21 protein-coding genes, 2 tRNA genes and 2 pseudogenes are annotated in these 22,263 nt (G+C 70.9%); 15 read left to right on the forward strand and 10 right to left on the reverse strand.

Features of this window, described 5'->3' with window-relative positions; translation table 11 throughout:
- Positions 1 to 172: 172 nt before the first annotated feature.
- Positions 173 to 481 carry a MerR family transcriptional regulator gene (locus TR48_RS34460; RefSeq protein ID WP_042374500.1) on the reverse strand — a complete coding sequence of 103 codons (309 nt, stop codon included), beginning with the start codon at positions 479 to 481 and terminating at the stop codon, positions 173 to 175.
- Between the two features lie 803 nt (positions 482 to 1,284).
- Here TR48_RS34460 and TR48_RS34465 point away from each other — a divergent pair.
- From TR48_RS34465 to TR48_RS34500, 9 genes are all read left to right on the forward strand, one after another.
- Positions 1,285 to 1,668: a GvpU-like protein gene (locus TR48_RS34465; protein WP_042374501.1), complete on the forward strand. Its 384-nt coding sequence runs from the start codon at positions 1,285 to 1,287 to the stop codon at positions 1,666 to 1,668.
- A 146-nt stretch (positions 1,669 to 1,814) separates the two neighbouring features.
- Positions 1,815 to 2,087, forward strand: coding sequence for an ATP-binding protein (locus TR48_RS42635; RefSeq protein WP_152628337.1), 273 nt, complete (start codon positions 1,815 to 1,817; stop codon positions 2,085 to 2,087).
- A gap of 225 nt (positions 2,088 to 2,312) precedes the next feature.
- Positions 2,313 to 2,705, forward strand: a complete 393-nt coding sequence (locus TR48_RS34470) for an STAS domain-containing protein (protein WP_052443287.1) — start codon at positions 2,313 to 2,315, stop codon at positions 2,703 to 2,705.
- Between the two features lie 432 nt (positions 2,706 to 3,137).
- Complete coding sequence (locus TR48_RS34475; RefSeq protein ID WP_030918248.1) at positions 3,138 to 3,341, forward strand: cold-shock protein; 204 nt, start codon at positions 3,138 to 3,140, stop codon at positions 3,339 to 3,341.
- A gap of 294 nt (positions 3,342 to 3,635) precedes the next feature.
- Positions 3,636 to 5,141: a DEAD/DEAH box helicase gene (locus tag TR48_RS34480; RefSeq protein WP_042374503.1), complete on the forward strand. Its 1,506-nt coding sequence runs from the start codon at positions 3,636 to 3,638 to the stop codon at positions 5,139 to 5,141.
- 137 nt (positions 5,142 to 5,278) lie between these two features.
- Positions 5,279 to 5,620 carry a CBS domain-containing protein gene (locus TR48_RS34485; RefSeq protein WP_052443288.1) on the forward strand — a complete coding sequence of 114 codons (342 nt, stop codon included), beginning with the start codon at positions 5,279 to 5,281 and terminating at the stop codon, positions 5,618 to 5,620.
- A gap of 214 nt (positions 5,621 to 5,834) precedes the next feature.
- Positions 5,835 to 6,170, forward strand: coding sequence for a hypothetical protein (locus tag TR48_RS34490; RefSeq protein ID WP_042374506.1), 336 nt, complete (start codon positions 5,835 to 5,837; stop codon positions 6,168 to 6,170).
- A 195-nt stretch (positions 6,171 to 6,365) separates the two neighbouring features.
- Positions 6,366 to 6,617, forward strand: coding sequence for a hypothetical protein (locus TR48_RS34495; RefSeq protein ID WP_042374507.1), 252 nt, complete (start codon positions 6,366 to 6,368; stop codon positions 6,615 to 6,617).
- 820 nt (positions 6,618 to 7,437) lie between these two features.
- Positions 7,438 to 8,463, forward strand: a complete 1,026-nt coding sequence (locus TR48_RS34500; protein ID WP_042374508.1) for an acyl-CoA desaturase — start codon at positions 7,438 to 7,440, stop codon at positions 8,461 to 8,463.
- Positions 8,464 to 8,722: 259 nt separating this feature from the next.
- Here the strand turns inward: TR48_RS34500 and TR48_RS34505 are convergent, their stop codons facing one another.
- Together TR48_RS34505 and TR48_RS34510 are read right to left on the reverse strand one after the other, a co-directional pair.
- Positions 8,723 to 9,319, reverse strand: coding sequence for an NADPH-dependent F420 reductase (locus TR48_RS34505; protein WP_042374509.1), 597 nt, complete (start codon positions 9,317 to 9,319; stop codon positions 8,723 to 8,725).
- Between the two features lie 336 nt (positions 9,320 to 9,655).
- Complete coding sequence (locus TR48_RS34510; RefSeq protein ID WP_042374511.1) at positions 9,656 to 10,474, reverse strand: inositol monophosphatase family protein; 819 nt, start codon at positions 10,472 to 10,474, stop codon at positions 9,656 to 9,658.
- A gap of 136 nt (positions 10,475 to 10,610) precedes the next feature.
- Between TR48_RS34510 and TR48_RS34515 the strand changes: the two are divergent.
- Positions 10,611 to 11,518 (forward strand): annotated as a pseudogene (locus tag TR48_RS34515) (LysR family transcriptional regulator).
- A 211-nt stretch (positions 11,519 to 11,729) separates the two neighbouring features.
- Here TR48_RS34515 and TR48_RS34520 read toward each other — a convergent pair.
- Positions 11,730 to 12,323 carry a TetR/AcrR family transcriptional regulator gene (locus TR48_RS34520; RefSeq protein ID WP_042374522.1) on the reverse strand — a complete coding sequence of 198 codons (594 nt, stop codon included), beginning with the start codon at positions 12,321 to 12,323 and terminating at the stop codon, positions 11,730 to 11,732.
- 121 nt (positions 12,324 to 12,444) lie between these two features.
- Between TR48_RS34520 and TR48_RS34525 the strand changes: the two genes are divergently transcribed.
- Positions 12,445 to 13,554: an FAD-dependent oxidoreductase gene (locus TR48_RS34525; RefSeq protein WP_042374513.1), complete on the forward strand. Its 1,110-nt coding sequence runs from the start codon at positions 12,445 to 12,447 to the stop codon at positions 13,552 to 13,554.
- A 296-nt stretch (positions 13,555 to 13,850) separates the two neighbouring features.
- Here the strand turns inward: TR48_RS34525 and TR48_RS34530 are convergent, their stop codons facing one another.
- Positions 13,851 to 17,153, reverse strand: coding sequence for a lectin (locus tag TR48_RS34530; RefSeq protein WP_084730007.1), 3,303 nt, complete (start codon positions 17,151 to 17,153; stop codon positions 13,851 to 13,853).
- Positions 17,154 to 17,520: 367 nt separating this feature from the next.
- On the opposite strand from TR48_RS34530, the gene TR48_RS46455 reads away from it, so the two are divergent.
- The 3 genes from TR48_RS46455 to TR48_RS34540 all read left to right on the forward strand — a co-directional run bounded on the left by TR48_RS46455 (position 17,521) and on the right by TR48_RS34540 (position 19,884).
- Positions 17,521 to 17,652 carry a MerR family transcriptional regulator gene (locus TR48_RS46455; protein ID WP_268873618.1) on the forward strand — a complete coding sequence of 44 codons (132 nt, stop codon included), beginning with the start codon at positions 17,521 to 17,523 and terminating at the stop codon, positions 17,650 to 17,652.
- 260 nt (positions 17,653 to 17,912) lie between these two features.
- Complete coding sequence (locus TR48_RS34535; RefSeq protein ID WP_084730008.1) at positions 17,913 to 19,238, forward strand: Tim44 domain-containing protein; 1,326 nt, start codon at positions 17,913 to 17,915, stop codon at positions 19,236 to 19,238.
- Positions 19,239 to 19,386: 148 nt separating this feature from the next.
- Positions 19,387 to 19,884: a VOC family protein gene (locus TR48_RS34540; RefSeq protein ID WP_042374516.1), complete on the forward strand. Its 498-nt coding sequence runs from the start codon at positions 19,387 to 19,389 to the stop codon at positions 19,882 to 19,884.
- A 42-nt stretch (positions 19,885 to 19,926) separates the two neighbouring features.
- Here the strand turns inward: TR48_RS34540 and TR48_RS34545 are convergent.
- Together TR48_RS34545 and TR48_RS34550 are read right to left on the reverse strand one after the other, a co-directional pair.
- Positions 19,927 to 20,000: transfer RNA gene (locus tag TR48_RS34545), tRNA-Leu, on the reverse strand.
- A gap of 5 nt (positions 20,001 to 20,005) precedes the next feature.
- A tRNA-Leu gene (locus TR48_RS34550) sits at positions 20,006 to 20,078 on the reverse strand.
- Positions 20,079 to 20,310: 232 nt separating this feature from the next.
- Between TR48_RS34550 and TR48_RS43865 the strand changes: the two genes are divergently transcribed.
- Positions 20,311 to 20,619: a hypothetical protein gene (locus TR48_RS43865; RefSeq protein WP_042374517.1), complete on the forward strand. Its 309-nt coding sequence runs from the start codon at positions 20,311 to 20,313 to the stop codon at positions 20,617 to 20,619.
- 108 nt (positions 20,620 to 20,727) lie between these two features.
- Here the strand turns inward: TR48_RS43865 and TR48_RS34560 are convergent, their stop codons facing one another.
- The 3 genes and pseudogenes from TR48_RS34560 to TR48_RS42640 form a co-directional block, all read right to left on the reverse strand.
- A complete protein-coding gene (locus TR48_RS34560) occupies positions 20,728 to 21,231 on the reverse strand; it encodes an RNA polymerase sigma factor (protein WP_042374518.1) in 504 nt (167 codons plus the stop codon).
- A gap of 108 nt (positions 21,232 to 21,339) precedes the next feature.
- Positions 21,340 to 21,987, reverse strand: coding sequence for a class F sortase (locus TR48_RS34565; RefSeq protein WP_042374519.1), 648 nt, complete (start codon positions 21,985 to 21,987; stop codon positions 21,340 to 21,342).
- Positions 21,988 to 21,999: 12 nt separating this feature from the next.
- Positions 22,000 to 22,263 (reverse strand): annotated as a pseudogene (locus TR48_RS42640) (sortase-dependent protein); the annotation flags it as partial.

Genomic DNA, 22,263 nt, shown 5'->3' on the forward strand with positions numbered 1-22,263 from the left:
CAGACCTCCAGTTCCAGCGGGAGTCTCGGATCGGAATATCCACGGGCGACTCAAACCGACGACCGTCACACCGTGCGACGGCCACCGACACCCCGCGGAGCGCGGCAACTACCTCGAGTCCACGGGCGTCGAACGCAGCCGTGACCTGCACGTTCCACAACGGCGGGATGGTTCAGCTAGGGCGTTCGCGGCGGAGTTGTTCGTTGATGCGCAGGGCTTCTTCGAGTTGGTCTTCGAGGATGATGATGCGGCAGGCGGCCTCGAGCGGGGTGCCCTGGTCGACGATTTCGCGGGCGCGGGCGGCCAGGCGCAGTTGGTAGCGGGAGTAGCGGCGGTGTCCGCCGTCGGAGCGCTGGGGGGTGATCAGTTTGGCTTCGCCGAGGGCCCGGAGGAAGGCCGGGGTGGCACCGAGCATCTCGGCTGCGCGGCCCATGGTGTAGGCGGGGTAGTCGTCGTCGTCGAATTTGGTCTCTGCGCTCATGCGTCCGCCGTGTTCGGGTCCGTGGCGTAGGTGGACTGTCCCACCGGCACCTTCCTTCGTGTGAAACGGGTCGAGGGCCCCGGCGCGTGCTGCGCCGGGGCCCAGGGGTAACGAGGATTCACTGCACCATCTACTGCACTACTGCCGGCCTTCAACTCCGGCCTGCGTGTCCGCGCTGCTCCGGGGTGCGGGCAGGTGCGGGGATCGCGTATGCGTGACCGAGGACCACCTCTTTCGTGACGATGGCTACTGCGGTGACCGCCGGGCTTGTGGAAACGCTGCCGTGGCGGGCGATCCGACGGGGTGAACCTCTCTCCCTTCTCCTCATGGTGTGCATCGTGCTGACGTGCGGTCCTGCGAACTGCTCGGCAACACCCGTCCTGCTGGTACTGCGCGGGGAACTTCCGGTACTGCGGTAACTCGAACTGCTCGGGTGCTGCCGGTACTGCGTTTTCTGCGCGTGCATGACCTCCACCGTCCCGGACCCACGCACAACCGGGCCCGTGACGCCTGGCAGGTCACCCGCCCTCCCCCTCGGCCCCTGTCACGACCGGCCACGAGCGAGGACGACTGCACGCCTGGCACATCACTGCTGGTGCTGCTCGGGCAGTTCATGTCTGCCCGCTTCTGCGACCTGCGGTTCCAACACCAGGAACACTACACAGGCCATCGTGCGATGTCTACTTCCGCCGCTACAGGTTTTCGCGATGCCCGGCGGCGCCTATAGTGCCGCCGCGGGATCACCTGGGTCGCGCACCGGCGGGACCACGGGCGGCCCGCGGCGGGAACTATCCTCTGGTGGCATGTCGAACCCTGATGGTCGGCTCGTCGACATCGCCGCGATGGTGGAGTCCGAGCGCAGCAACCAGATGCCCCTGACCGTGGTCGTTCCGGGGGCGGTCATCACCGGCCGGCTGGCGCCGGAGAGCCTGTGGAACGAACGTGTCGCCGAAGTCCTGGCCGCCTCGGAACACCTCAAGCCCTTCGCCGCACTCTTCGCGCCACCCGCCGCCGACGACGGCAAGGCCGGTGACGACGCGCCTTCGCCTCCTACGCACCTGCACCTGCACCGCGCCCGCATCCTGCAGGGCAGCTACGGCCTGCCCCACACCGGAGGCATGTACCGCATCGCCATCGCCGAGGTGAACAGTTGGACCGTGGGAGACCTCAGCTACAGCGACCAGTAGGAGCCGGCCCGGCCCGGGGGTTCGCGCTCCGAGCCGGGCCGGCCGGCCCGCCCGAGTCCGGCGGCCCCATCGGCGGCGGCACCGGTGCCGGGCCCGGCGAGACGTGAGCAGCCGGCGTGGCGTGTCGTCGCGCTGACCCCGGGTACATGCCAGCGGTCAGGGACGAGATCCGCTGCGGCCCGGGGACGACCATGCGAGCTGCGTCCAATCACATCGCGGTAAGCGACCACAGCCCCGCCCCGCCCGTGCGCCGCAACACGGGCCCCGCCATCCCGGGCGGCCACGGCATGCGCATCGTGGAACGTCTCACCTCCACCTGGGGCACCGAAGCAGACGGCGAAGGAAAGACCGTGCGGGCCGACCTGCCCACGACGGGCGAAGGCTGCCCACGCCCCCACACGCCCGGACCGACCTTCTGATGTCGACGCGCCGTCCACCGAGCGGCAGCCGTCAAACACCCGCCCGGCTCAGCAAGTGCGAGCGCCGGGTCGGGGTATGAACCAATGAACCGGCCTGGGTCCACCTCGGATCTCGCCGGGCCTGCCGATCTCCGTGACCGCGCTCCCGGGAGCCCCCGCCAGTACGCAGCGGTGTCGCAGCCCCAGTACAAACCGGGCCGCGGCCAGTGGGCGGAAGGCAGAGCCATGAAACCCGTGATCCGCGCTGCGCACTCGTGCGCGCCCAGCCCGCCGCGAGCGGCCACCTGCTGCACGAAGACCGTCACCGGCGCGGTCGTGTGCCGCCTCATCGGAGACATGGACCCCGACTCCGCGCCGGCTGCCGCCCAGGTGCTCCTCAGCGCCCTGGACCAGGCACATGGACCGCACGTGCTGTTCGTCGACCTGGCCGAGGTCCGGTACTTCAGCGCCGCCGGCCTGACGGCCCTGCTCAAGGTGCGCGAAGCCGCAATCGGCGCGCGAGTACGGCTGGTACTGGTCGCCCCCAGCCCGCAGGTTCGCCGCGTGCTCGAACTGACAGAGACCCGCCCACTGTTCACCAACGTCCCCCGGTTCCAGCCCGGGCCCACCGCTTCCTGACCCGATGTGCCGCGGCGGCCAGTCGACCGCGACTCCCGGCAAACGCGGCATCCCCTGCGCGGGACCGGCCGACGCAACGCCACCCGACGCCCGCCCCTCACCCGGTCAGCGCAGCCGGTGGTCACGCTGACAGAGCGCAGCTTCGCCTCAACCCTCCCTGTCTCAAAGCGCGTTCGTGCCTTTCCGGGCCGATCCGCTGCCTGCGGTCGATCTTCACGGAGAACTCGCGGGCGAAATTTCCCGGCACAACGGGCCGCAGCCTGTTACGCTGCATGTAGTTGCAGTAGTGGTTCCCATGAACTTTGTGTGCGCCTGCTCTTGTATGCAGGCGCATTTTTGTTTCCCGGCTTCGCCCGGGACGGGTGCGCATCGCGGCGACTCGCAGCGCGCAGTGTGCATGCTGTGGACAGCCCCTTGAAGGAGATTGTTTTTATGGCTAATGGCACCGTGAAGTGGTTCAACGCGGAAAAGGGCTTCGGCTTCATCGAGCAGGAGGGTGGCGGCCCGGACGTCTTCGCCCACTACTCGAACATCAACGCCAACGGCTTCCGTGAGCTGCTCGAGGGCCAGAAGGTCGAGTTCGACGTCACGCAGGGCCAGAAGGGCCCGCAGGCCGAGAACATTCGTCCGCTGTAGTTCTTCTGCTGTGGCACCCGCCTAGCAGCGAGGGGCCCGCACCGAGTTTCGTGCCCGGTGCGGGCCCCTCGGCATTGCGCCACCCCAACCCGGCCGGCACCGGACCGACAGCCGCCCTGTGGCCGTCCCCCAGCGCCCCCACCCCTGCGGTGAGCGCCGACCGCAGATGTCGTACCGCACGGATCCACCCTTCACGCTGCACCCGTGACCGTTTCGGCCGTCCTCCTGTGGCTCGTCGGCGTCCCCAGCCGCGGCGCCTTCCCCCAAGACGTGCCGCCCTTGAGGAAGGTGTCCATGACGCGTTCAGATCGCCCCGCCCACCAACGCCCCGCCAGCGGGACCGGCTCCCGTGCCGACCGCACCGGCTCCAGCCCCCGGATGCGGGACAACGACGGCTCACGGGACCGGAATCCACGTCAGGAGCACACGAGGCAGGACGAGTTCGCGAACCAGGCGGGCGCCGCCCCCATCCCTCCGGTCGACGCGTTCGACGAGCTGGACATGCCGAACGCGCTGCTGTCGGTACTGACTCGCAACGGCGTCGTCTCCCCGTTCCCGATCCAGGCCGCGACACTGCCCAACGCACTGGGCGGCCGTGACGTGCTCGGCCGTGGCCGCACGGGTTCGGGCAAGACCCTCGCGTTCGGCCTCGCCGTGCTGGCCCGCACCACCGGGCGCCGTGCCCGACCGCGCCGGCCGCTGGCCCTGGTGCTGGTGCCCACCCGGGAGCTGGCACAGCAGGTCACCCAGGCGCTCACCCCTTACGCAGACGCGGTGCGCCTGCGGATGGCGACCGTGGTGGGCGGGATGTCGATCAACCGCCAGGCGCGGGAACTGACACGTGGGGCGGAGCTCGTGGTGGCCACCCCGGGCCGCCTGAAGGACCTGATCCAGCGGGGCGACTGCCACCTGGGCGCGGTCTCGATCACCGTCCTGGACGAGGCCGACCAGATGGCCGACATGGGCTTTCTGCCACAGGTGACCGAACTCCTCGAGCAGGTCGCCGACGGTGGCCAGACGATGTTGTTCTCCGCCACCTTGGACCGCAACGTCGACCGCCTGGTCGAACGTTTCCTCAAGGACCCGGTCACGCACTCCGTGGATCCCTCCACGGCGACGGTCACCACGATGGAGCATCACCTCCTGTATGTGGACCGCAGGGACAAGGACACCACGATCACCCGCATCGCCGCACGCGACGGCAGAGTGATCATGTTCATCGACACCCGGCAGGACGCTGACCGGCTGGTGGAGGAGCTCCTCACGAACGGGGTGAAGGCCGCAGCCCTGCACGCCGGCAAGTCCCAGCCCCAGCGCAGCCGCACCCTCGAGCAGTTCCGCACAGGTCAGGTGACCGCCCTCGTCGCCACCAACGTCGCCGCCCGCGGCATCCACATCGACGGCCTCGACCTGGTCGTCAACCTCGACCCGCCGAACGGCCACAAGGACTACCTGCACCGCGGCGGGCGCACCGCCCGGGCCGGGGAGTCCGGCACGGTCGTCACCCTCGTCCTGCCCAGCCAGCGCCGCGCGATGGAGCGCATGATGGCCACCGCCGGCATCACCCCGGCCTCCGCCAAGGTCCGTCCCGGCGACGAGGAACTGGCCCGTATCACCGGAGCCCGCGTGCCCAGCGGAATCCCCGTCGTGATCGCCGAACCCGTCATCGAACGCCCCCGCCGCCAGCCGTCTGCGAGCGGAAGCCGCTGGAGCCGCCCCGCCCACCGTGGCAGCAGTCCCCACCGCGCCGACGCCACCCGCGGCGCAGCCGTGCCCCGGCGCACCGCCCCCGCGGCCTAGCGGGTCAACTGGCACCGCACCCACAACCATCCGGCCCCAGCGACCATTGATTCGCAAGGCCTGTCCGCACCGGCACGAAGGAGCCCACTATTTCGATCACCCTCGACCACGACCTCACCACCACGGTCGGCGACCTCATGGCACACCCGGACCTGCAGATCGGCGACGACGTCACCGTCGACGCGGCGATCGACATCCTGCGCAGCTCCGGAGCCGACCACCTCTTGGTCCGGGACGACGAGGGCCGGTGCGCCGGGCTGCTCACCCGTCAGCACCTCGCGCCGTTCCAGTTCCGCTCCTGGTACACCGAACGCACCCCGGTCCGCAACGCCCTGCTCGACGGCGCCCCGTTCGCCACCGCCGACATGCCCGCCGCCACGGCCGCAGCCGCCATGCGCTCCCGCGGCCTGGCAACCTGGCCCGTGGTCGACCACGACGGTCACGCCATCGGCCTCCTCCGCCTCCCGAGCCGACCGTGACCCGGGCCGGCGCACAGCGGGGAGGCACGGGGCAACGCGGCCGAGCCGTCGTAAGCCTCGCTCCCCTCCCTGTACGAGCCGGTGCGAGGCCCTTGCGGTCCTGCCCGACCGACCTGCCGCCGCCTGTCCCGCAGACGCACGGCGCAGGCCGACCGCTCCCCGCCACATCGAGGCGTACGTCGGGCCGACCGGTGGTGGATCTGGCGGCAGCGCCATGACCCCCGAGGACGACGCACAGCGCCTCGCCGAACAGCTCATCGTGGCCGAGGCCGGCGATGTCGCCCGAGGATGGCGCTTCCTCACCGTGGACAACCTGGCCCCGCGTGGCAGCGCGGACGCGCGGCTGTACGAAAGAGTCCTCGACACCTTCGACGAAGCTGCCGGCGATCGCGAATGCCGGCACCGTGGACGCCGCAACGGCATCACCTTCGGCATTCGCGGCGAATGCGCCGAACGGCGCATCGCGTGGCTGCACGCGCGCCTGGAGAAGCTCAAGCCACCACACCTTCCAGGCTGCGGCACCTGGGACATCCGCGACGGCGCCCGCTGAAGCGGCGTCGGACGAGCATCACCATGGCGCTGCACCCGGATGCACGCGGCGTCCTCGACCCGCCCACCGCGTCCACGGCCGGCGCGGTCGGGACCGACGATCTCAATGCCGGTGGATGTGCCCCTCCTCAGGCGGGGCGCCGGCGACCGTGCCGCGGGCACCGAAAGCAGGCGCCACAACCAGAGGAGACCCACCATGGCCACCGGTCCCGAGCACTACCTGTCGGCTGAGCGCCTGCTGGCCGGTCCGCAGAAATCCGCCGTGGACCGTGGCCGCGGCTCCGGCGTGGACCGTCACTGGGCGCCGTCGCAGACGGACCTGTTGAAGGCTCAGGTTCACGCCACCCTCGCGCTGGCCGCCGCCACCGCGCTCGCGGCCGGCGCGACCAGCCGCCTCGGGCAGGACTGGCTGCCCGTCGTCGGCGGGACTGGGGAGGATTCACCGTGACTGCGAAGGCCCCTGCTGCACCTGGCGCCGTTGTGGTGCCGCCCACCGGCATGCACCCGAGAGCTTCACAGCCACCCGAAAGCGAAGGTCCACCCATGCAGGACCCATACGGTTCAGCCGAGTTCGACCTCTTCACCGTTCACGACCGGCGCACCCGCCGGCAGGCCCGCCTACTGGTGGCCTCGCGCGCAGAGAGCGCGGAGGACTGCCGCGCCCTTCTCCTCGCTCTGGACTTGATCGATTTCACCACAGCCGGGGCCACCCGGCAGTGCCCTCGCTGCGGCACCGCGCACGAGCGCTGGGGCAGCAGCGCACGTCAACGCTTCTGCTCCGAAGCCTGTGCTGCCGCGCCACGCGATCCGCGAATGCGTTGACGACGGGCTCGGACCCTCCATCGTCACCGCCCACATACCTGCCACGCGTTCCTCGTCGATGTCCGGGGACCCTCTGTGGTGGGCGCCGTCGTGCCGGTTCGGCGCACGGCGGCGTGAAGGCCGACGACTGAGACTGCAAGCGCGTGGGACGTACTCGGCCGGCGGCGTCGCAAGAACCACGGCCTCGCGGTGCGCGGTAGCACCGCCCGCGCCTTCCGTCCCGACGAGCCGTTCGTCGTCATGGTCGACGACGCACACGGCGCAGACCAAGTCCGTATTTCCACCCGGCGGCAGAGGCGTTCGCCGGTCCTGTGTGGAGACGGCTTGATCGGGGTAGCGGCCCGCCAGTAACGCACGGGGGCTCGCGACTCTCCCTGGCCCTGAGTCCGATCCGCCACCTACCCCTGGCCCGGCTGCGCTGCACCACCAGACGAAGGAGTTGGCCCATGGCCATCACCGACCGCTCCACGGCTCCATCCGCCCACAGCATCAGCAAAACCGCGCCAGACCGGCCCCCGCCCCGAGGACCGGAGCCGTATGACGGGACCTCGCCCTTCCCCAGGAACGAGTCCGCCGACCGGCACCGAGTCCCGCCGTGGCAGCTGGCCGGCACCGCCGTCGTGGTGGCCTTCCCCTTCCTGGCCCTCGCGACCGCGATCGGGTTGCTGTGGGGCAGCGCGGTGGGCCCCGCCGACCTGATCCTCGCGGCTGCGCTGTACTCGTTCACCGGACTGGGCGTGACCGTGGGCTTTCACCGCGGCCTCACGCACGGCAGCTTCACCCCCAACCGGCCCCTGAAGATCGCCATGGCGATCGCCGGATCGATGAGCTTCCAGGGCGATGTCATCGCCTGGGTCGCCACCCACCGCCGCCACCACGCCTTCACCGACCGCCCCGGCGACCCCCACTCCCCCTTCCGGTTCGGCACCAGCCTCGGCGGCGAACTGCACGGCCTGGTCCATGCCCACGTCGGCTGGCTGTTCACCTCCGACACCACCCCGCCCTCGCGTTACGCCCCCGACATCCTGGCCGACCCCGACCTGCGAGCCGTGTCCCGCGCCTTTCCTGCCCTTTGCGTCCTGTCCCTCGCGCTGCCCTTCGGGCTGGGCTGGGCTGTCAGCGGCCGTTTGCACGGCGCCCTCACTGCGCTGGTGTGGGCCGGCCTCCTGCGCGTCGCCCTCCTGCAGCACGTGACGTGGAGCGTCAACTCCCTCTGCCACATGATCGGCAGTCGTCCCTTCCGCACCCGGCGCTTCGACCGGGCCACCAACCTGTGGCCGCTCGCCCTGCTGTCCTTCGGCGAGAGCTGGCACAACCTCCACCACTCCGACCCCACCTGCGCCCGACACGGCGTTGACCGCGGTCAGATCGACCTCTCCGCCACCGTCATCCGCCTGCTCGAACGTGTCGGCCAGATCCACCACGTCCACTGGCCCTTGGAAGACCGCCTCGCCACCCGCCGACAAGCGTGACGGTCCGCTCCGCTCACCAGACCAGCGGATCACTGCGGCGAGGGGTGCACCCCTGACCGCCGTCGCAGGCAGATCTGCTACCCGGCCGAATGCCGCACAGCTCGCCGGACGTCCCTCCCCCGGATGGCTCAGACCAGGACCGGGATCCGTCTCGATCCGTCTCCGGTCTGCAAGAGGGCGTCAGCGACGCGTCGCAGAACGCTTGGCCGGTGAAGTGGTGGTGATATGCGCCGATCACCGGCGGTGTGCTGGGTGCGGCTCAGCGGGCGATCGAGATCGCGAAGGGTGCGAATCCACTGGAGCGGATCACGTGCGGCACGAACAGGATCGCGGCCTCGGTGGCACGGGCGGTCCGGATGCCGCCGAGGTCGGTGATCCACTCCGTGCGCCAGCCGAGGTCGGTGAGCAGTTCGCGGACGGTCTGCTTGGCCTGCGGGTCCTCGCCGGAGAGGAACGCGGTCGGCGGCTGAGTGAGCGTGTCCGGCGCGGTCATCACCGGGAAGAGCATGGTGTTGAGTGTCTTGACGACGCTGGTTCCGGGGAGTGCCTCCTGGAGCTGCTCGGCGAGGCTGGAGCCGTGGTAGAGCAGGTCGGCGGGCAGTCCGTCCGGTCCGTCGGTGGTGGCGTTGGAGACGTCGACGAGGATCTTGCCCTGCAGTTCGGCGCGTAGGGCTGCGAGGCGTTCCAGCGAGCCTGCGCCCGGGGTGGCATTGATGACGACCTCGGCTGTAAGGGCGGCCTTGGCGGCGGCGCCCGGCTCGCGGCCCGCCACCGTCACCTGATGTCCTGCCCGGTTGAGGGCCGCGGCCAGGTTGCCGCCGACGCGGCCGTTTCCGAGAACTGCGATCGTGGTCATGGTGATGTGGTCCTTCCGTATGTGTGAGGCCCGGCGGACCGTCGCCCCGGGGCACGGCCCCCCGGGATACGGTCGGTGAGCCCGTCGGCGTAGTCCCCACCGGGATCGGTTCCGTGCAGGGAGGAAGAGCGTTCGAACGAAGTCGGGCGAAGCCCTCTCCTCGCACGGCGGCGACCGTCTCCGCAGAGAGGGAACCGACCCGCAGCGACTGGTCTACATGGACCACGCCACGCCATGGACGGCCACGAGCATCGGTCCCGTGCCGGCGAAGTCGTGGGCCAGTTGATCGTTGGCCATGATGCGGTCCTTTTCACGGGTGCGGGTGCGGGTGCGGGTTCAGCGTGAGAGCGTGGCGACGGCTGGGGCGTGGATACCGGGCGCGGCGGCCAGGAGGCTCTCGCTCCGCGGGGTCCAGGGGCGGCCCTGGGCGTCGGAGATCCGCCCGCCGGCCTCGGTGACGAGCAGCACCCCGGGCAGCAGGTCAGCGCGGGCGCCGGCGAACTGCCAGAAGGCGTCGATCCGGCCGGCGGCGACGTTCACCAGGTGCAGGGTCGCGGGCACGGCGGTGCGCACGACGAGCGCGTCGAAGAGCATCGCCATGATCGAGGAGCCCACGCGCCGCACGACCTTCTCGTCCTCGTCCGGCCGGGCCTGGCTGGTGGCCACGATGCTCAAGCCGAGGTCGGCGGTCTGGGAGACGTGCAGCTGTCGGCCGTCGAGGTGGGCGCCCGAGCCGGTGAGCGCGGTGTAGGTCTCGCCGGTCAGCGGCAGGTGTACCACGGTGAGGACCGGCTGGTTGTCGCGCACGAGGGTGGCGGTGACCGCCCATTCCGGCAGGGCGTGCAGGTGGTTGACATTGCCTTCGGCCGGGTCCACGACCCACCATTCGCCGCCGGGAAGCGCGCCGCCGTCAAGCTCGTCCTCCACCCACCCGGCCTGCGGGCGCAGGCGCGTGAGGGCCGGGCGCAGAATGGCCAGGGCAGTGTCGTCGTTGGCGGCGAGCACGCGCATCAGCTCGTCGCGGGACTGGTAGCGGACCACGTCGCCGAAGCGCTCGTGCAGCGCGGAGCCCGCCGCGCGTACGGCGATAGCGGTCCGGTCGAGCAGGTCGGCGTCGGAGGCGGCGACGTCGGTGGCCGGAAGCGTTTCGGGCATGGCGAACTCCCTTGTGATGAGAGGGTGCTGAGGCCGTTCTGGCGAACTGTGCGCTCTGTTCAGCGCTCTGGTCTCGAAGGTATACAGCCCCTTGATTAACCTCAAATGCATGTGAAGCACGGCTAGGATTACTCACATGCAATTGGATTTGAACCTGCTGGCCGTGCTCGACGCGCTGCTGGAGGAGGGCAGCGTGGCCGGAGCGGCCGCACGCCTGCATGTCACCGCCCCCGCGGTGAGCCGGAGCCTGGGCCGGATCCGGCGCACGACCGGGGACCAGATCCTGGTGCGCACCGGCCGCACGATGACACCGACGCCGTATGCGATCGCCGTGCGCGCACAGGTGCACGAACTGCTGCATCAGGTCCAGGGAGTGCTGGCACCGAGCCGCGAGCTGGATCTGGCAACGCTGGAGCGCACCTTCACACTGCGCTGGCACGACTCGCTGGTCGCCCTCAGCGGGCCCGCACTGCTCGCGGCGGTACGCGCACAGGCGCCGGGCGTGCGTCTGCGCTTCGTCGCCGAATCGAGCACGGACACCCCCGAGTTGCAGCGCGGCCAGGTCGATCTCGAGGCGAACGCCAACCGTCCCAGCGCACCGGACATCCGTGCCGAGAGCGTGGGTGAGACCGGCATGGTCGTCGTGGTGAGGCAGGGGCACCCCTCACCCGTGTCAGGACGGTCACCGTGCAGCGGTTCGCCGCCGCCGAGCACGTCACCGTCTCGCGACGCGGAAACCTCAGCAATGCCCTCGACGACGCCCTCGCGCGGCTCGGCCTGACTCGCCGCGTGGTGGCGACCGCGCCCACGGAGGCGGCCGCGCTGGAGTTCGCGCGCGACTCCGATCTGCTTCTCTGCGTCCCCGAAGCCACCACCCGCCGCGCGGTCACCGACCTCGGTCTGGCTGTGCTCCCCCTCCCGCTTGAACTGCCAGCGGCGCCAGTTTTCCTGTCGTGGCATCAGCGCTACGACACCGACCAGGCCCACGCCTGGCTGCGCGGGCTGGCTCGAACCGCGCTGGCCGTGGGTGCGGGGTCGTCGTAGTCGTCGCCGTCCGGTGATCCATTCCCTGCACGATGACCAGGCCGACGCCTGACCGAGACCGACCGGCACACGGCTCACCTCAGGCGGCGACTGGCGGGGCGGCCCTCGAAGGCCATCCGCGGGCAACCAACCCCGCAGGCAGGACATGGTGCCCCAACTGCTGGACCTCCGAAGCTGAGTGGTGACGAGCGGCAAGTCCTCGCGGCAGCGGTCAGCCGTTCGGATGGGAGGCCGCCCACCCGTGCTCGAGCAGCGCGAAGGCCTCGTCTGCGGCTCGGCGCGGTTCGGCGTGCCGCAGGACGAGGCCGCGGGCCTCCACGGCGAAACGGGCCAGGGCGGCGCAGCTGACGTCGTCCTCGGGGGCGCCCACGGCCTCGGCGATGGCCTTCGCCAGGGCCGCTTCGTGGCGCGTCCACATGCGCTGGGCGTAGTCGCGCAGCGCAGGGGTCTCCTGCACCAGGCGGGTGAAGTCGGCGAAGCGCGGGTCCGTGGCGTGGATGGCGAGTTGGGTCTGTTTCAGCAGGAGGTGTTCGCGCAGCGCCTGCGGGATCGACTGGCCCGGCGGGCGCTCGCGCACTGCGGCGACGAGTTCTGCTTCCAGGTCGTCGTCCTGGTCGAAGACCAGTGCTTCCTTGCCGGAGAAGTGTTTGAAGAGGGTGGTCACCGAAACGTCGGCGTGGTCGGCGACGTCCTTGACGCCGACCTGGTCGTAGCCGCGTTCGAGGAAGAGTTCCAGTGCGGCGTCGGCCAGGGACTGGCGGGTCTGGGCCTTTTTGCGCTCGCGGCGCCCGGCTGGTTCGGTCACCCGCACACCGTACCTCGACGTGCATCCGCTGTGAAAGTGTAGCGATTGCACTTATTTAGTGAGTGTGCTTTCTTGGTGATGCCGCCTCCCGGCGGCTCCTCCACTATCCGAGGGACAACCCATGAACCCTGCTCGTGCTCCCCGCATCGCGATCGTGGGCGCCGGCCTCGGCGGCCTCACCTGCGCCCGAGTCCTGCAGCAACACGGCCGCTCGGTCACCGTCTTCGAACGCGAGGCCTCCGCCGACGCCCGCCCGCAAGGCGGCAGCCTCGACATGCATCCCGACACCGGCCAGGCCGCCTTGGACGCGGCGGGCCTCCTCGAGCGATTCCGTGCCCTCGCCCGACCGGAAGGAGACGAGTGGCGCGTGCTCGACTACGCGACCGCCACCGTCGTGGCCCAGCACGGGCCGTCCGCCGACGGCGGAAAGCCGGAGATCGACCGAGGCCAACTGCGCGGTCTGCTCCTGGACTCGCTCGCTGACGGCACGGTGGAATGGGACCGCGCCGTCAACGGAGTCACGCCGCTGACCGACGGCACCTGCCGACTGCTCTTCGCCGACGGCACCGCCGACGAGTTCGATCTGGTGGTCGGCGCCGACGGCGCCTGGTCACGCGTCCGCCCGGCCCTGTCGCATGCCGCGCCCCGCTACACCGGCGTCACTTTCGTCGAGACCGGATTCGACCACAGCGACTCCCGCCATCGCGACCTCGCGCGGCTGGTCGGCAACGGATCGATGCTCGCGAAGGGTGTCGGCAGGTCCCTCGTCGCTCAGCGCAACAGCAACGGCCACATCCGCGCCTACATCGCGTTCCGCGCGACGGAGGACTGGCACGTGGCCGCCGGCATCGACCTCGGCGACCAACAGGCCGTACGGACGCACCTGCTGAGACTGTTCGACGGCTGGGACCAGAGCCTGCGCTCCATCCTGCGGAACAGCGACAACGGGTTCATCAACCGGCCCCTGTTCGTCCTGCCCGCCCCGCACATCTGGGAGCACGTCCCCGGCGTCACGCTGCTCGGCGATGCCGCCCACCTGATGCCCCCGGTCGGGCTGGGCGCCAATCTCGCCATGCTCGACGGCTCCGATCTCGCGCACGCCCTCGTCACCGAACCCAACATCGACAAGGCCGTCCGCGCCTACGAGAACGTCATGCTGCCACGATCGACCGAGGCCGCCACCGGCAGTGCGCACGGGCTCGACCACCTCGTCCCCGCAACGGCTCCCTGAGTCGGCTCCATGCATGGGACAGGCGACGACGGGGGCCCGAGGCATCATGCCTCGGGCCACCGTCCTGTGGTTCGGGCCGGCTTCAGGCGAGCAGGTCGTAGCCCTGCCAACCGGCGAACGGTCACGGGCGGCAAGCCGCGGCGCCCAGTCGACGATCCCCGCCCCAGCAACCGCGTTGTAGGAGCCGAGCGGCAGGCCCTGCCGCACCGGCGCGCCGAGCGGGTCCGATCCGCTGCCCTCACCGTGGAACGTCATGGTGCCGGCGAGAGTTCACCCGCCAGGCTGCTGGACCAGCCTCAGGGCAGGGTCCAGTTCTGGGCGCGGGTGCCGTTGCAGGTGTAGAGCTGGAGTTGGGTGCCGGGTGAGGTGGAGGATCCGGGGTCGTCCAGGCACTTGCCGGACTCGGGGTTGACCAGCGAGCCGTTCGCGCCTGGTTTCCACTGCTGCGCGCCGGTGCCGTTGCACGCGTACCACTGGACGAGGGTTCCGTTCGCGGTGCCGCTGGAGGTGACGTCGAGGCATCCGCCGACCACCTGGAGGGTGCCGTCGGGTTCGACCGTCCACTGCTGGGCAGCGGTCCCGTTGCAACCCCAGATCTGGATCCGGTTGCCATTGGACGCGGCGCCGTTGTTGTCGTCGGCGCACAGGTTCGATGCGACGCCGGAGACGATCGCCCCGGTCGGCGGGGCACCCGCCGTGGTGAACCCGATCGCGAAGATGTGCAGACCGCCCTTGGAGGTGTCGGCGGGCAGGCGGACGTCGGCGACCGTCTTGCCGGACGTCAGGGCCACGGGTGCGGTCGCGAAGACGTAGGTCTTCACGGAGTCGGAGGAAGCGCCGGCGTGGTTGCGGTAGGTGGTGGTCACCGCGGTGGTGTTGCCGGAGAGCGGCGTGGCCGAGCCGCCGTTCAACGTCCAGTCGGAGAAGGCGACGGCCACGGACTGGCTGGTGCCGTCGGTGTAGTCGACCGTGGCGGTGCCGTTGGAGGGGCCGTTGTTGGAGGAACCGAGGAAGGAGATCGCCCCGGTGCCGGAGATCGGGACGGTCTGGCCGTTGGCGGTGTAGTTGTCCGGCTGTCCTGCCGCGGATCCGGGCCAGGTGAAGGTTGTTCCGGCGGCGCTGACCGTGGAACCCGGGTTGACTCCGGCGGCGGACAGGGCGGCGGCGGAGTAGCTGTAGCCGCTGCCGTCGAAGTCGGCCGACGAGGAGGCGGAGTCCGCCGAGATGCCCGTGTTGCCGTAGCCCGGCGCGCCGGGGTAGGAGGGAGGTGCGGCGGATGCGGCGGCCGCCCAGGCGGTGTTGGCCGAGGTGCCCAGGGTGAAGGTCAGCGTGCCGCCGCTGGTGACGGCGCCGTCGGGTCCGGCGGCGCTGTTCCACGGGGATCCGTTCCAGCTGGCCGACTGGACATAGGGGGCGTTGTCGGCGGCGCCCACGCCGTTGAGCGTCAGGGTGTTGCCGCTGGGAAGGGTGACGACGGCCTGGGTGAACATCGGGCTGCCGAGCGCCAGGTCGGAGGTGCCGGGCGTCTCCGGGTACATCCCCAGGGCCGACCACACGTACCAGGAACTCATCTCGCCGAGGTCGTCGTTACCGGCCAGGCCCGAGGGGCTGTCGGTCCAGATCTGGTCCTGGACCTGCCGCACGACCTGCTGCGTGAGGTAGGGCCGGCCGATGTAGTCGTACTCCCAGGGAATGTCCAGGCTGGGCTCGTTGCCGAGGTCGGTGTAGCCGTTCGCTCCGGTCAGTGAGGACAGGTCGGTGGTGAGGTAGTTCGCCATCGCCGCGTTGCCGCCCATCGCGCTCGCCAGCCCGTGCAGGTTGAACGGCACCATCGGCGTGTACTGCCAGGCGTCGCCCTCGACGAAGTTGCTGCCCGAGGTCGCGGAGAATCCCCCGGTCCACGAGCCCGACTTGTCACGGGGCTGGATGAATCCCGTCCCGGCGTGGAACAGGTTGCGCCAGTCCTGCGCCCGGTTGGCGAAGGCGGTCTGGTCCGTGGTGTCGCCGAGCGCGCCGGCCAGGGCCGAGACGGCGAAGTCCGCGCTGTCGTACTCGAGTGTCGTGGATGCGGCACCGTAGAAGTTGCAGCAGCCGTAACTTCCGTCGCTGGGCAGGTAGCCGAGTTGCTCCAGATAGGCCAGGCCCGGCCGGTTGTTGTTGGCCTTGGTCGCCTCCGCGACCATGTCGGTGAGCGCGGTGGCGGTGTCGAAGGCGGTTGCCCCGAAGGCGTGGTAGTCGGCGAGGATGGCGTCGGCCGGATCGCCGACCATCACGTAGGTCTCACCGTTGTTCTCGGACCACTTGGGGAACTGGCCGGTCTGCGAGTAGTCGTCGACCATCGACTGGGCGGTGTCCGAGGCGGCCTGCGGGTCGATCAGCGCCTCGAGTTGGGCTTGCGAGCGGTAGACGTCCCAGCCGGAGTAGTTGGCGTAGGCGGCGCCGTGGCCGGAGTCGACGACGTGGGTCTTGGAGTCGAAGCCGTAGTACTGGCCGTTGGTGTCGCTGATGACGTTGGGGTGGAGCAGCGAGTGGTACAGCGCGGTGTAGAAGACCGTCTGCTGGGCGGTCGTGCCGCCCGCGACGGAGACCCGGCCGAGCAGGGAGTTCCAGGCCTGCTGGGCGCTGCTCTCGGTCCCGGCGAAGTTCCACCCGGGGTTCTCGGCCGTGCGGTTGGCCACCGCGTTCGCGCTGGAGACGTAGGAGATGCCCACCTTGGCCTGGACGACCCGCGTGCTGGTGGTGTTGAACGTGACGTAGCCGTCGTTGGCGGCCGTCTGCGGAGTGGCGGTGCCGGCCCTCCTCGGCGGCGTGCCGTGGAGGCCTGGGTGGTTCGGCCGTTCGGGCTGGCTCTGGCCGGAGCCGGCACCTGCTGTCCGGGGCCCCGTGGCCTTGACTGCTTGGGTGCCGTTGGAGGTGAACGGCTGGTCGAAGACCATGTCGAAGTAGACCGTGTAGCTGTTGCTCGCGCCGCAGAAGCTGCCGCTGGTGACCTGTCCGCTGACCTCGGTGTTGTTCACGACGGTGAACTGGGTATTGGAGTCGCCGTTCTGACTGCCGGTGAGTTTGAAGACGAGGTTGGCCTGCGTGGTGGCCGGAAAGGTGAAGCGCGCCATGCCACTGCGGGTGGTGGCGGTCAGTTCGGTCTTGACGCCGTTGCTCAGCGACACCGTGTAGGCGCCGGGAGAGGCGGACTCGGCAGAGTGGGAGAACGCGTCCGTGGCACTCGTGTTGACGGACCCGACGGTTGGCAGGACGGGGATGTCACCGGCGGCGCCGCACCCGGGGCCGGCGATGTGAGTGAGGCTGAACCCGGTGATCGAAGAGTCCTTGTACTCGTAGCCGCCGCCGTCCGGGCGTGACGGCGTGTCAGGACTCCACTGCACCATGCCGAACGGCACGTCGGCCCCGGGAAAGTCGTCAGCGGAGTTCGATGTGCCGATGAACGGGTTGACGAGCGAGGCCGGCGCGGTGACCAGCGCCGGACGGGCGTGCTGTACCGGCCGCGACTGCGCCGAGGCCGGGGCGGCGGCGGTCGCCAGCAGCGCCCCGGCCGCCAGCAGGGTTAAGGCGCCCCGGCGTCTCCCGCTTGGGTGTCCCATCTTTTGAGCTCCCTTCTGGTAGGCAAAGCTCATGACAGGGCTGACACCTGACAACGTTGTCATTGACAATGAAGTCGTGGGGGGAGAGTGGGCCTACCCGGTCAAACTGTCAAGGCAGCCGGCACAACGAGCTGCGACGGGAGCACGCGGACGCGCGCCCGGGTGGCCGCCCGCTCTCGCCCGGATCCCTCTCGCCGGTCGCGAAACCGACCTCGACCAGGGGCTCGACGCCACACCTGAGGCCGGGTGGTCATCTTGGCAACGTTGTCATCCTGGGCACCGTGCCGCCGCCGGCCCAGGCCATCCGCGGGGCCAGGTAGGTCGCCGTGTCCACCGCGCCGAGCACGTTCACCGACCCTGCGTCCAGGTGCTGCTGCCGCAGTGCCCGGAGATGGTCACCCGCCTGGCCCGGCAGCGCACGCGCCTGGACGAGTCGATCGCGGGGCTCGAGCGCTCACGTCACCTGGTCGACTCGCTCCTCGCCCAAGCGGGGCGGTGACGCGGCCATAGCCGCGACTCAGCCGGCCGTCGCCGGGCGGTCGAGCAGCGCAGGCGGTCGAGCAGCGCAGGCGGTTGAGCAGCGCAGCCCGTCGACCGCTCGCGCCGGCCGCCAGCGGGTCGGCGTGAATCACGCGTACGCCCGCACTGGCATGGGGGCCCCTGCCGACAGACGACGGCTGCCAGGCCAGCTTGTAGGCTGACGTGGAACATTCTGATTCGTGGGGGGAGGGCCCGGTGCGCGCCCGTCGGTGGATATGTGTGGTCGCTGGAGTCGTCGCGCTGAGCAGCCCGACGGTCGCGTATGCGCGCGGTGGGAGCGGTAGCCACGGGTTCAGTGGCAGTGGGGGCAGCCATGGCGGCGGCTTCCACGGGTCGAGCGGCGGCTTCGGCGGCGGCTTCAGCCACGGCTTCGGCGGGGGCTTTGGGGTCGGCCTCGGCGTCGGCAGCGGCGGGCTCTTCCCCCTGCTGGTGCTCGTGGCCGTGGTGCTGCTGATCCTGTGGCTCAGGTCCAAGAGCCGGAAGGCGGCGCAAGCCGGGGGCCTGAACACGGTGTCGGACCGCACGGCGCACCGCGCGGACGCGCAGGCGCGCGAGCGGGCCACCCAGGTCGCGGCCCGGGTCGACGCCATCGCGGACACGGATGCGACCTTCGATCGCGCCGCGCTCGAGAGCCGCGCCGTCTGGCTGTACACGACGGCCCAGCGGGCCTGGACCGCACGCGATCACGCGGTGCTTCAGCAGATCCTCTCCCCGGTGCTCTACGGCAAGTGGGCCGACGAGCTGCGTGACTACGCGTCGCGTGGCGAAGTCAACGTCGTGGAGATCGTCGCAGGCCCCGTGGTCGAGCTGGTCGACGTCGCGAACCGCGCGGGCGAGGTGAACGACACCGTCACGTTCCGGATCACCGCGACGCTCAACGACTACGTACGCGGCGCCTACGGCCAGGACGCCGTCCGCAAGGACGGCTCCACGCGCCCGGTCGAGTACTGGACGCTGCGCAAGAACGCCTCCGGGGAGTGGATCGTGTCCTCGGTGGAGCAGGCGGCCGAGGGGGCGCACCACCTGACCAGCGCCCTCGAGACGGACGGCTGGGACCAGAAGGAGGTCGCCCGCGAGGCGGTGCTCGAGGTGGCCGGGAAGACAGCGGTCACGGGGGTGACCGACATCCTGTCGCTGACCAACATCTCGTGGAGCGCGGACGCCGACGCCGCCGTCGGCGATCTGAGCGTGCTCGACGGGCGGTTCGACAGGTCGGTTCTCGAGGTCGCCGTCGAGCGGTTCCTCGAGGAGTGGGTCATGAACGACGGCAGCCTCGACTTCACGTCCGTGCGCACGGCCAACCGAACCGTGATGCGTGACGCCGTCGTCACGTCGGTCAAGGTGCGCTCGCTGCTCTCGCGCGAGCCGGTCGTCTTCCGTGTCGCGGTCGACGCGGAGGGCGTCTACTACGAGGTCGACCGCCGGAGCGAACAAGTGCTCCGCGGTGACGCGCGTAAGCGCAGGCCGATCGCCTTCGCGTTCGACCTGCGGCTGGACGACGCGTCGACCAGGGCGTGGACCGTGGTCGGCGCCCACGCGGAGTAGGCCCAGGCTCGTACACGTCGTTCACCGGTGGCCCGAGGCATCACGCCTCGGGCCACCGGCTTTCCTGGCACCGTGTTGTTCAAATTCGAATATGTGGCTATCGTCGAAACAGTTCGGATCAGCGTTGAGCTTTGCCAGGAGAGCACCCATGCCGGTACGCCGTCTCAACCACGCGGTTCTCTACATCCGCGACGTCGCGACCTCGGTCGCGTTCTACACCGAGGTGCTCGGCTTCAAGGTCGACGTCGAGATCCCCGGTCGGGCCGCGTTCCTCAGCGCCCAGGAGACGCTGAACGACCACGATCTCGGCCTGTTCGCCATCGGGTCCGGCGCACCGGGTCCGCAGCAGGGCCGGGTCGGCCTCTACCACCTGGCCTGGGAGGTCGGCACGCTGGGCGAGCTCGCCGAGATCGGCCGGGCGCTCAGCGAGCGCGGGGCGCTGGTCGGAGCCACCGACCACCACCGCTCCAAGTCCTTCTACGCCAAGGACCCGGACGGCAACGAGTTCGAGGTGATGTGGCGGGTGCCGCGCGAGGACTGGCCGGCGGACGACGACGCGAAGATGCGGGCCCTGGACCTGGACGCCGACATCGCCCGCTGGGGCGCCGACCTCCCCACCGGCGCCGCGGCCGGCTCCGTCACCTGACGGCTCAGCAGGCCGCTGCCTTGCCACTCGGCCATCTCTCCGTAGCGCTGACAGGATTCGAACCCGCACCGTGCGGTCCCTCAGACCGCCGCCTCTACCCGTTGGGCCACAGCGCCTTGCGTAGCGTCGGTGCGATTCGAACGCACACTGTTCCGGTCCTGAACCGGATCCCTCTGCCGTTGGGGTACGACGCCATTCGCCCGTGAAGTCCGCCGGCCGCGTCCTTCGTGGTGCCTTCAGCCTACGAATCGAACAGGTGCTGGGCCAAAGGCTTTTCCGCCCGGGCGGCGGCGCGGCCCCGGTGCCTACCGGGTAGGGGTCGGGGTCGGGCGCGCTGGACCGCCGGCGCCCTGTCCGGCGGACGGGGTGGCGGTGCCGAGGGGCGGGGTCGGCCCCCCACCGCCCGCGCCGGAGGACCGCGCGTGGGTGGGACCGGCCGACGGACGTGCGGATACCGCCGCCGTCGCCGACCCGACGGAGGGCACAGCTGACGGCGCGGCGGGGGAGGACGACGCCGACGGGCGGGTCGACGGACGAGCGGACGTCCCGGCCGAGGGCGTGGCGGAGGGCACCGTTGCCCGGGTGTGCGCCGTCGAGGGCGACGGCGCGAGCGGCACCACCGGCACCGGCCTGGACGGGCCCGTGGTCAGCAGCACCGGTGCGGCGACCGCGGCGGCCACGGCGAGGACGAACCCGCCTCCGGCCGCGACTCGCAGGCGCCGACGCCGCGTGTAGCTGCGCAGCGAGCGCTCGAACGCGCCGGGCGGCGGCGCCAGTCGCAGTGCCTCGGGACGCAGCAGCACCACGAGCTCGTCGTCGTCCCGGTCGGCGTCGCCGCATCCGTCAATGGGTGTGATCAAGGTGTCCCCCGAGTCTCGCGCGCAGGAGCTCCCGGGCCGCGTGCAGATCGGCCCTGACCGTACCTTCCTTGCGTCCCATCTGCAGGGCGACCTCTCTGATCGGCAGATCCGCGTAGTAGTACAGCAGGACGGGCGTGCGCAGCCGCTCCGGCAGCGACTGCACCAGCAGCCGGACCGGCACGACGGCCTCCGCGTTCTCGCCGTGGCGGGCCGCGTCCAGCGCGACCTGCGCGGTGACGTGCCGCATGGCCCGGCGTTCCCGCTCCAGCCTGCGCCACTGGTCGCGCACGAGGTTGGCCGCGGTGACGTACAGGAAGCCGCGCGGCTCCTCCACCACGGCCCAGCGCGCCCAGAGGCGCGCGAACGCCTCCGAGGCGACCTCGTGGGCGGTGTCGTCGTCGTCCACCAGACGACGGCACCACCCCGCGAGGCTCGGATAGAGGTCGGCGAACAGCTCGGACGCTGCGCACTTCTCGGACCGTTTCAACGCTCTCCATGCTGACCGGGTCATCCGGACGTATTCGTCCGCAGGCCCCGTCGGGACATCTCTTGCGGGACTGGCGTGGGGCGGCGGCACGGAGCCGCCGACCGCCGGCTACCCCGCGGTGGACACCAGGTGGGCGTAGACCACGACGTTGTCGAGGTAACCGCCGCCTGTGGGGTTGCGTGGGCCGCCGCAGGTGATCAGACGCAGCTCGGGGCGGTCCACGTTCCCGTAGACGGCCTGGGTGGGGAACTGCGCCTTGGCGACGGTCTGCACCCGGTCGACCGCGAACACGGCGGACGCGCCGTCCTGCAGCCGCACGGTCGCGCGGTCGCCCGGCCCGAGCCGCGACAGGTGCAGGAAGACCCCGTCCCCGTAGCGGCCCACCGTCACGTGCGCGAGGATCACCGAGGGCCCGGTCTGGCCGGGCGTCGGCGAGCCCCGGTACCAGCCGGCCGGCGCGTTCGCCTCGATCGGCGGCACCTGGACGGTGCCGTCCGACGCCAGGCCGAGGGACATGAGCGCCGTGTCCACGCCGATGCTGGGAATCACCAGGCGGACGGGCGTCGACCGTGCGATCGGCCGGGGAGCCCTTCCGGCCCCGGCCTGGCCGACGGCCGCCGACGGGCTGTCAGGACCGCTGCCGCCCGCGGTGGCCGACCAGGTCGGCCGGGCGGCGGGGGCTCCCCCGGTTCCTCCGCAGGCCGAACTGAGCGTCGCCGAAGCGACCACCGCAGCCGTCAGCACGGCCGCACGCATCCGTCGCAAGGCTCAGCCCCGGGCCTTGGCCCGGCGGCGCAGCACGAAGGCGCCGGCCCCGGCGACGAGCACGGCGCCGCCCAGCCCCGCACCGAGTGCCGTCCCGTCGCCGCCTTTGCCGGACGCGACCGGGGCTACGCCGGTGTCCGGGGCGCCGACGGGCACCGCCCCGACCTGCGTCGGCGCCGGGGACGCCACGGCACTCGGCTGGCTCGTCCCCGAACCGGAACCGCCGCCCGGCGTCGCCGGCGCGGACGGCACGGCGCTGGGCTCCGC

It is taken from the genome of Streptacidiphilus neutrinimicus (assembly GCF_000787815.1).
GTDB lineage: Bacteria > Actinomycetota > Actinomycetes > Streptomycetales > Streptomycetaceae > Streptacidiphilus > Streptacidiphilus neutrinimicus.

What these genes read in the sequence shown, in the direction of transcription:
- TR48_RS34460 (WP_042374500.1), bottom strand. Translation starts at nt 481, where the DNA reads ATGAGCGCAGAGACCAAATTCGACGACGACGACTACCCCGCCTACACC.
- TR48_RS34465 (WP_042374501.1), top strand. Translation starts at nt 1,285, where the DNA reads ATGTCGAACCCTGATGGTCGGCTCGTCGACATCGCCGCGATGGTGGAG.
- TR48_RS42635 (WP_152628337.1), top strand. Translation starts at nt 1,815, where the DNA reads ATGCCAGCGGTCAGGGACGAGATCCGCTGCGGCCCGGGGACGACCATG.
- TR48_RS34470 (WP_052443287.1), top strand. Translation starts at nt 2,313, where the DNA reads ATGAAACCCGTGATCCGCGCTGCGCACTCGTGCGCGCCCAGCCCGCCG.
- TR48_RS34475 (WP_030918248.1), top strand. Translation starts at nt 3,138, where the DNA reads ATGGCTAATGGCACCGTGAAGTGGTTCAACGCGGAAAAGGGCTTCGGC.
- TR48_RS34480 (WP_042374503.1), top strand. Translation starts at nt 3,636, where the DNA reads ATGACGCGTTCAGATCGCCCCGCCCACCAACGCCCCGCCAGCGGGACC.
- TR48_RS34485 (WP_052443288.1), top strand. Translation starts at nt 5,279, where the DNA reads ATGGCACACCCGGACCTGCAGATCGGCGACGACGTCACCGTCGACGCG.
- TR48_RS34490 (WP_042374506.1), top strand. Translation starts at nt 5,835, where the DNA reads ATGACCCCCGAGGACGACGCACAGCGCCTCGCCGAACAGCTCATCGTG.
- TR48_RS34495 (WP_042374507.1), top strand. Translation starts at nt 6,366, where the DNA reads ATGGCCACCGGTCCCGAGCACTACCTGTCGGCTGAGCGCCTGCTGGCC.
- TR48_RS34500 (WP_042374508.1), top strand. Translation starts at nt 7,438, where the DNA reads ATGGCCATCACCGACCGCTCCACGGCTCCATCCGCCCACAGCATCAGC.
- TR48_RS34505 (WP_042374509.1), bottom strand. Translation starts at nt 9,319, where the DNA reads ATGACCACGATCGCAGTTCTCGGAAACGGCCGCGTCGGCGGCAACCTG.
- TR48_RS34510 (WP_042374511.1), bottom strand. Translation starts at nt 10,474, where the DNA reads ATGCCCGAAACGCTTCCGGCCACCGACGTCGCCGCCTCCGACGCCGAC.
- TR48_RS34525 (WP_042374513.1), top strand. Translation starts at nt 12,445, where the DNA reads ATGAACCCTGCTCGTGCTCCCCGCATCGCGATCGTGGGCGCCGGCCTC.
- TR48_RS34530 (WP_084730007.1), bottom strand. Translation starts at nt 17,153, where the DNA reads ATGGGACACCCAAGCGGGAGACGCCGGGGCGCCTTAACCCTGCTGGCG.
- TR48_RS34540 (WP_042374516.1), top strand. Translation starts at nt 19,387, where the DNA reads ATGCCGGTACGCCGTCTCAACCACGCGGTTCTCTACATCCGCGACGTC.
- TR48_RS34565 (WP_042374519.1), bottom strand. Translation starts at nt 21,987, where the DNA reads ATGCGTGCGGCCGTGCTGACGGCTGCGGTGGTCGCTTCGGCGACGCTC.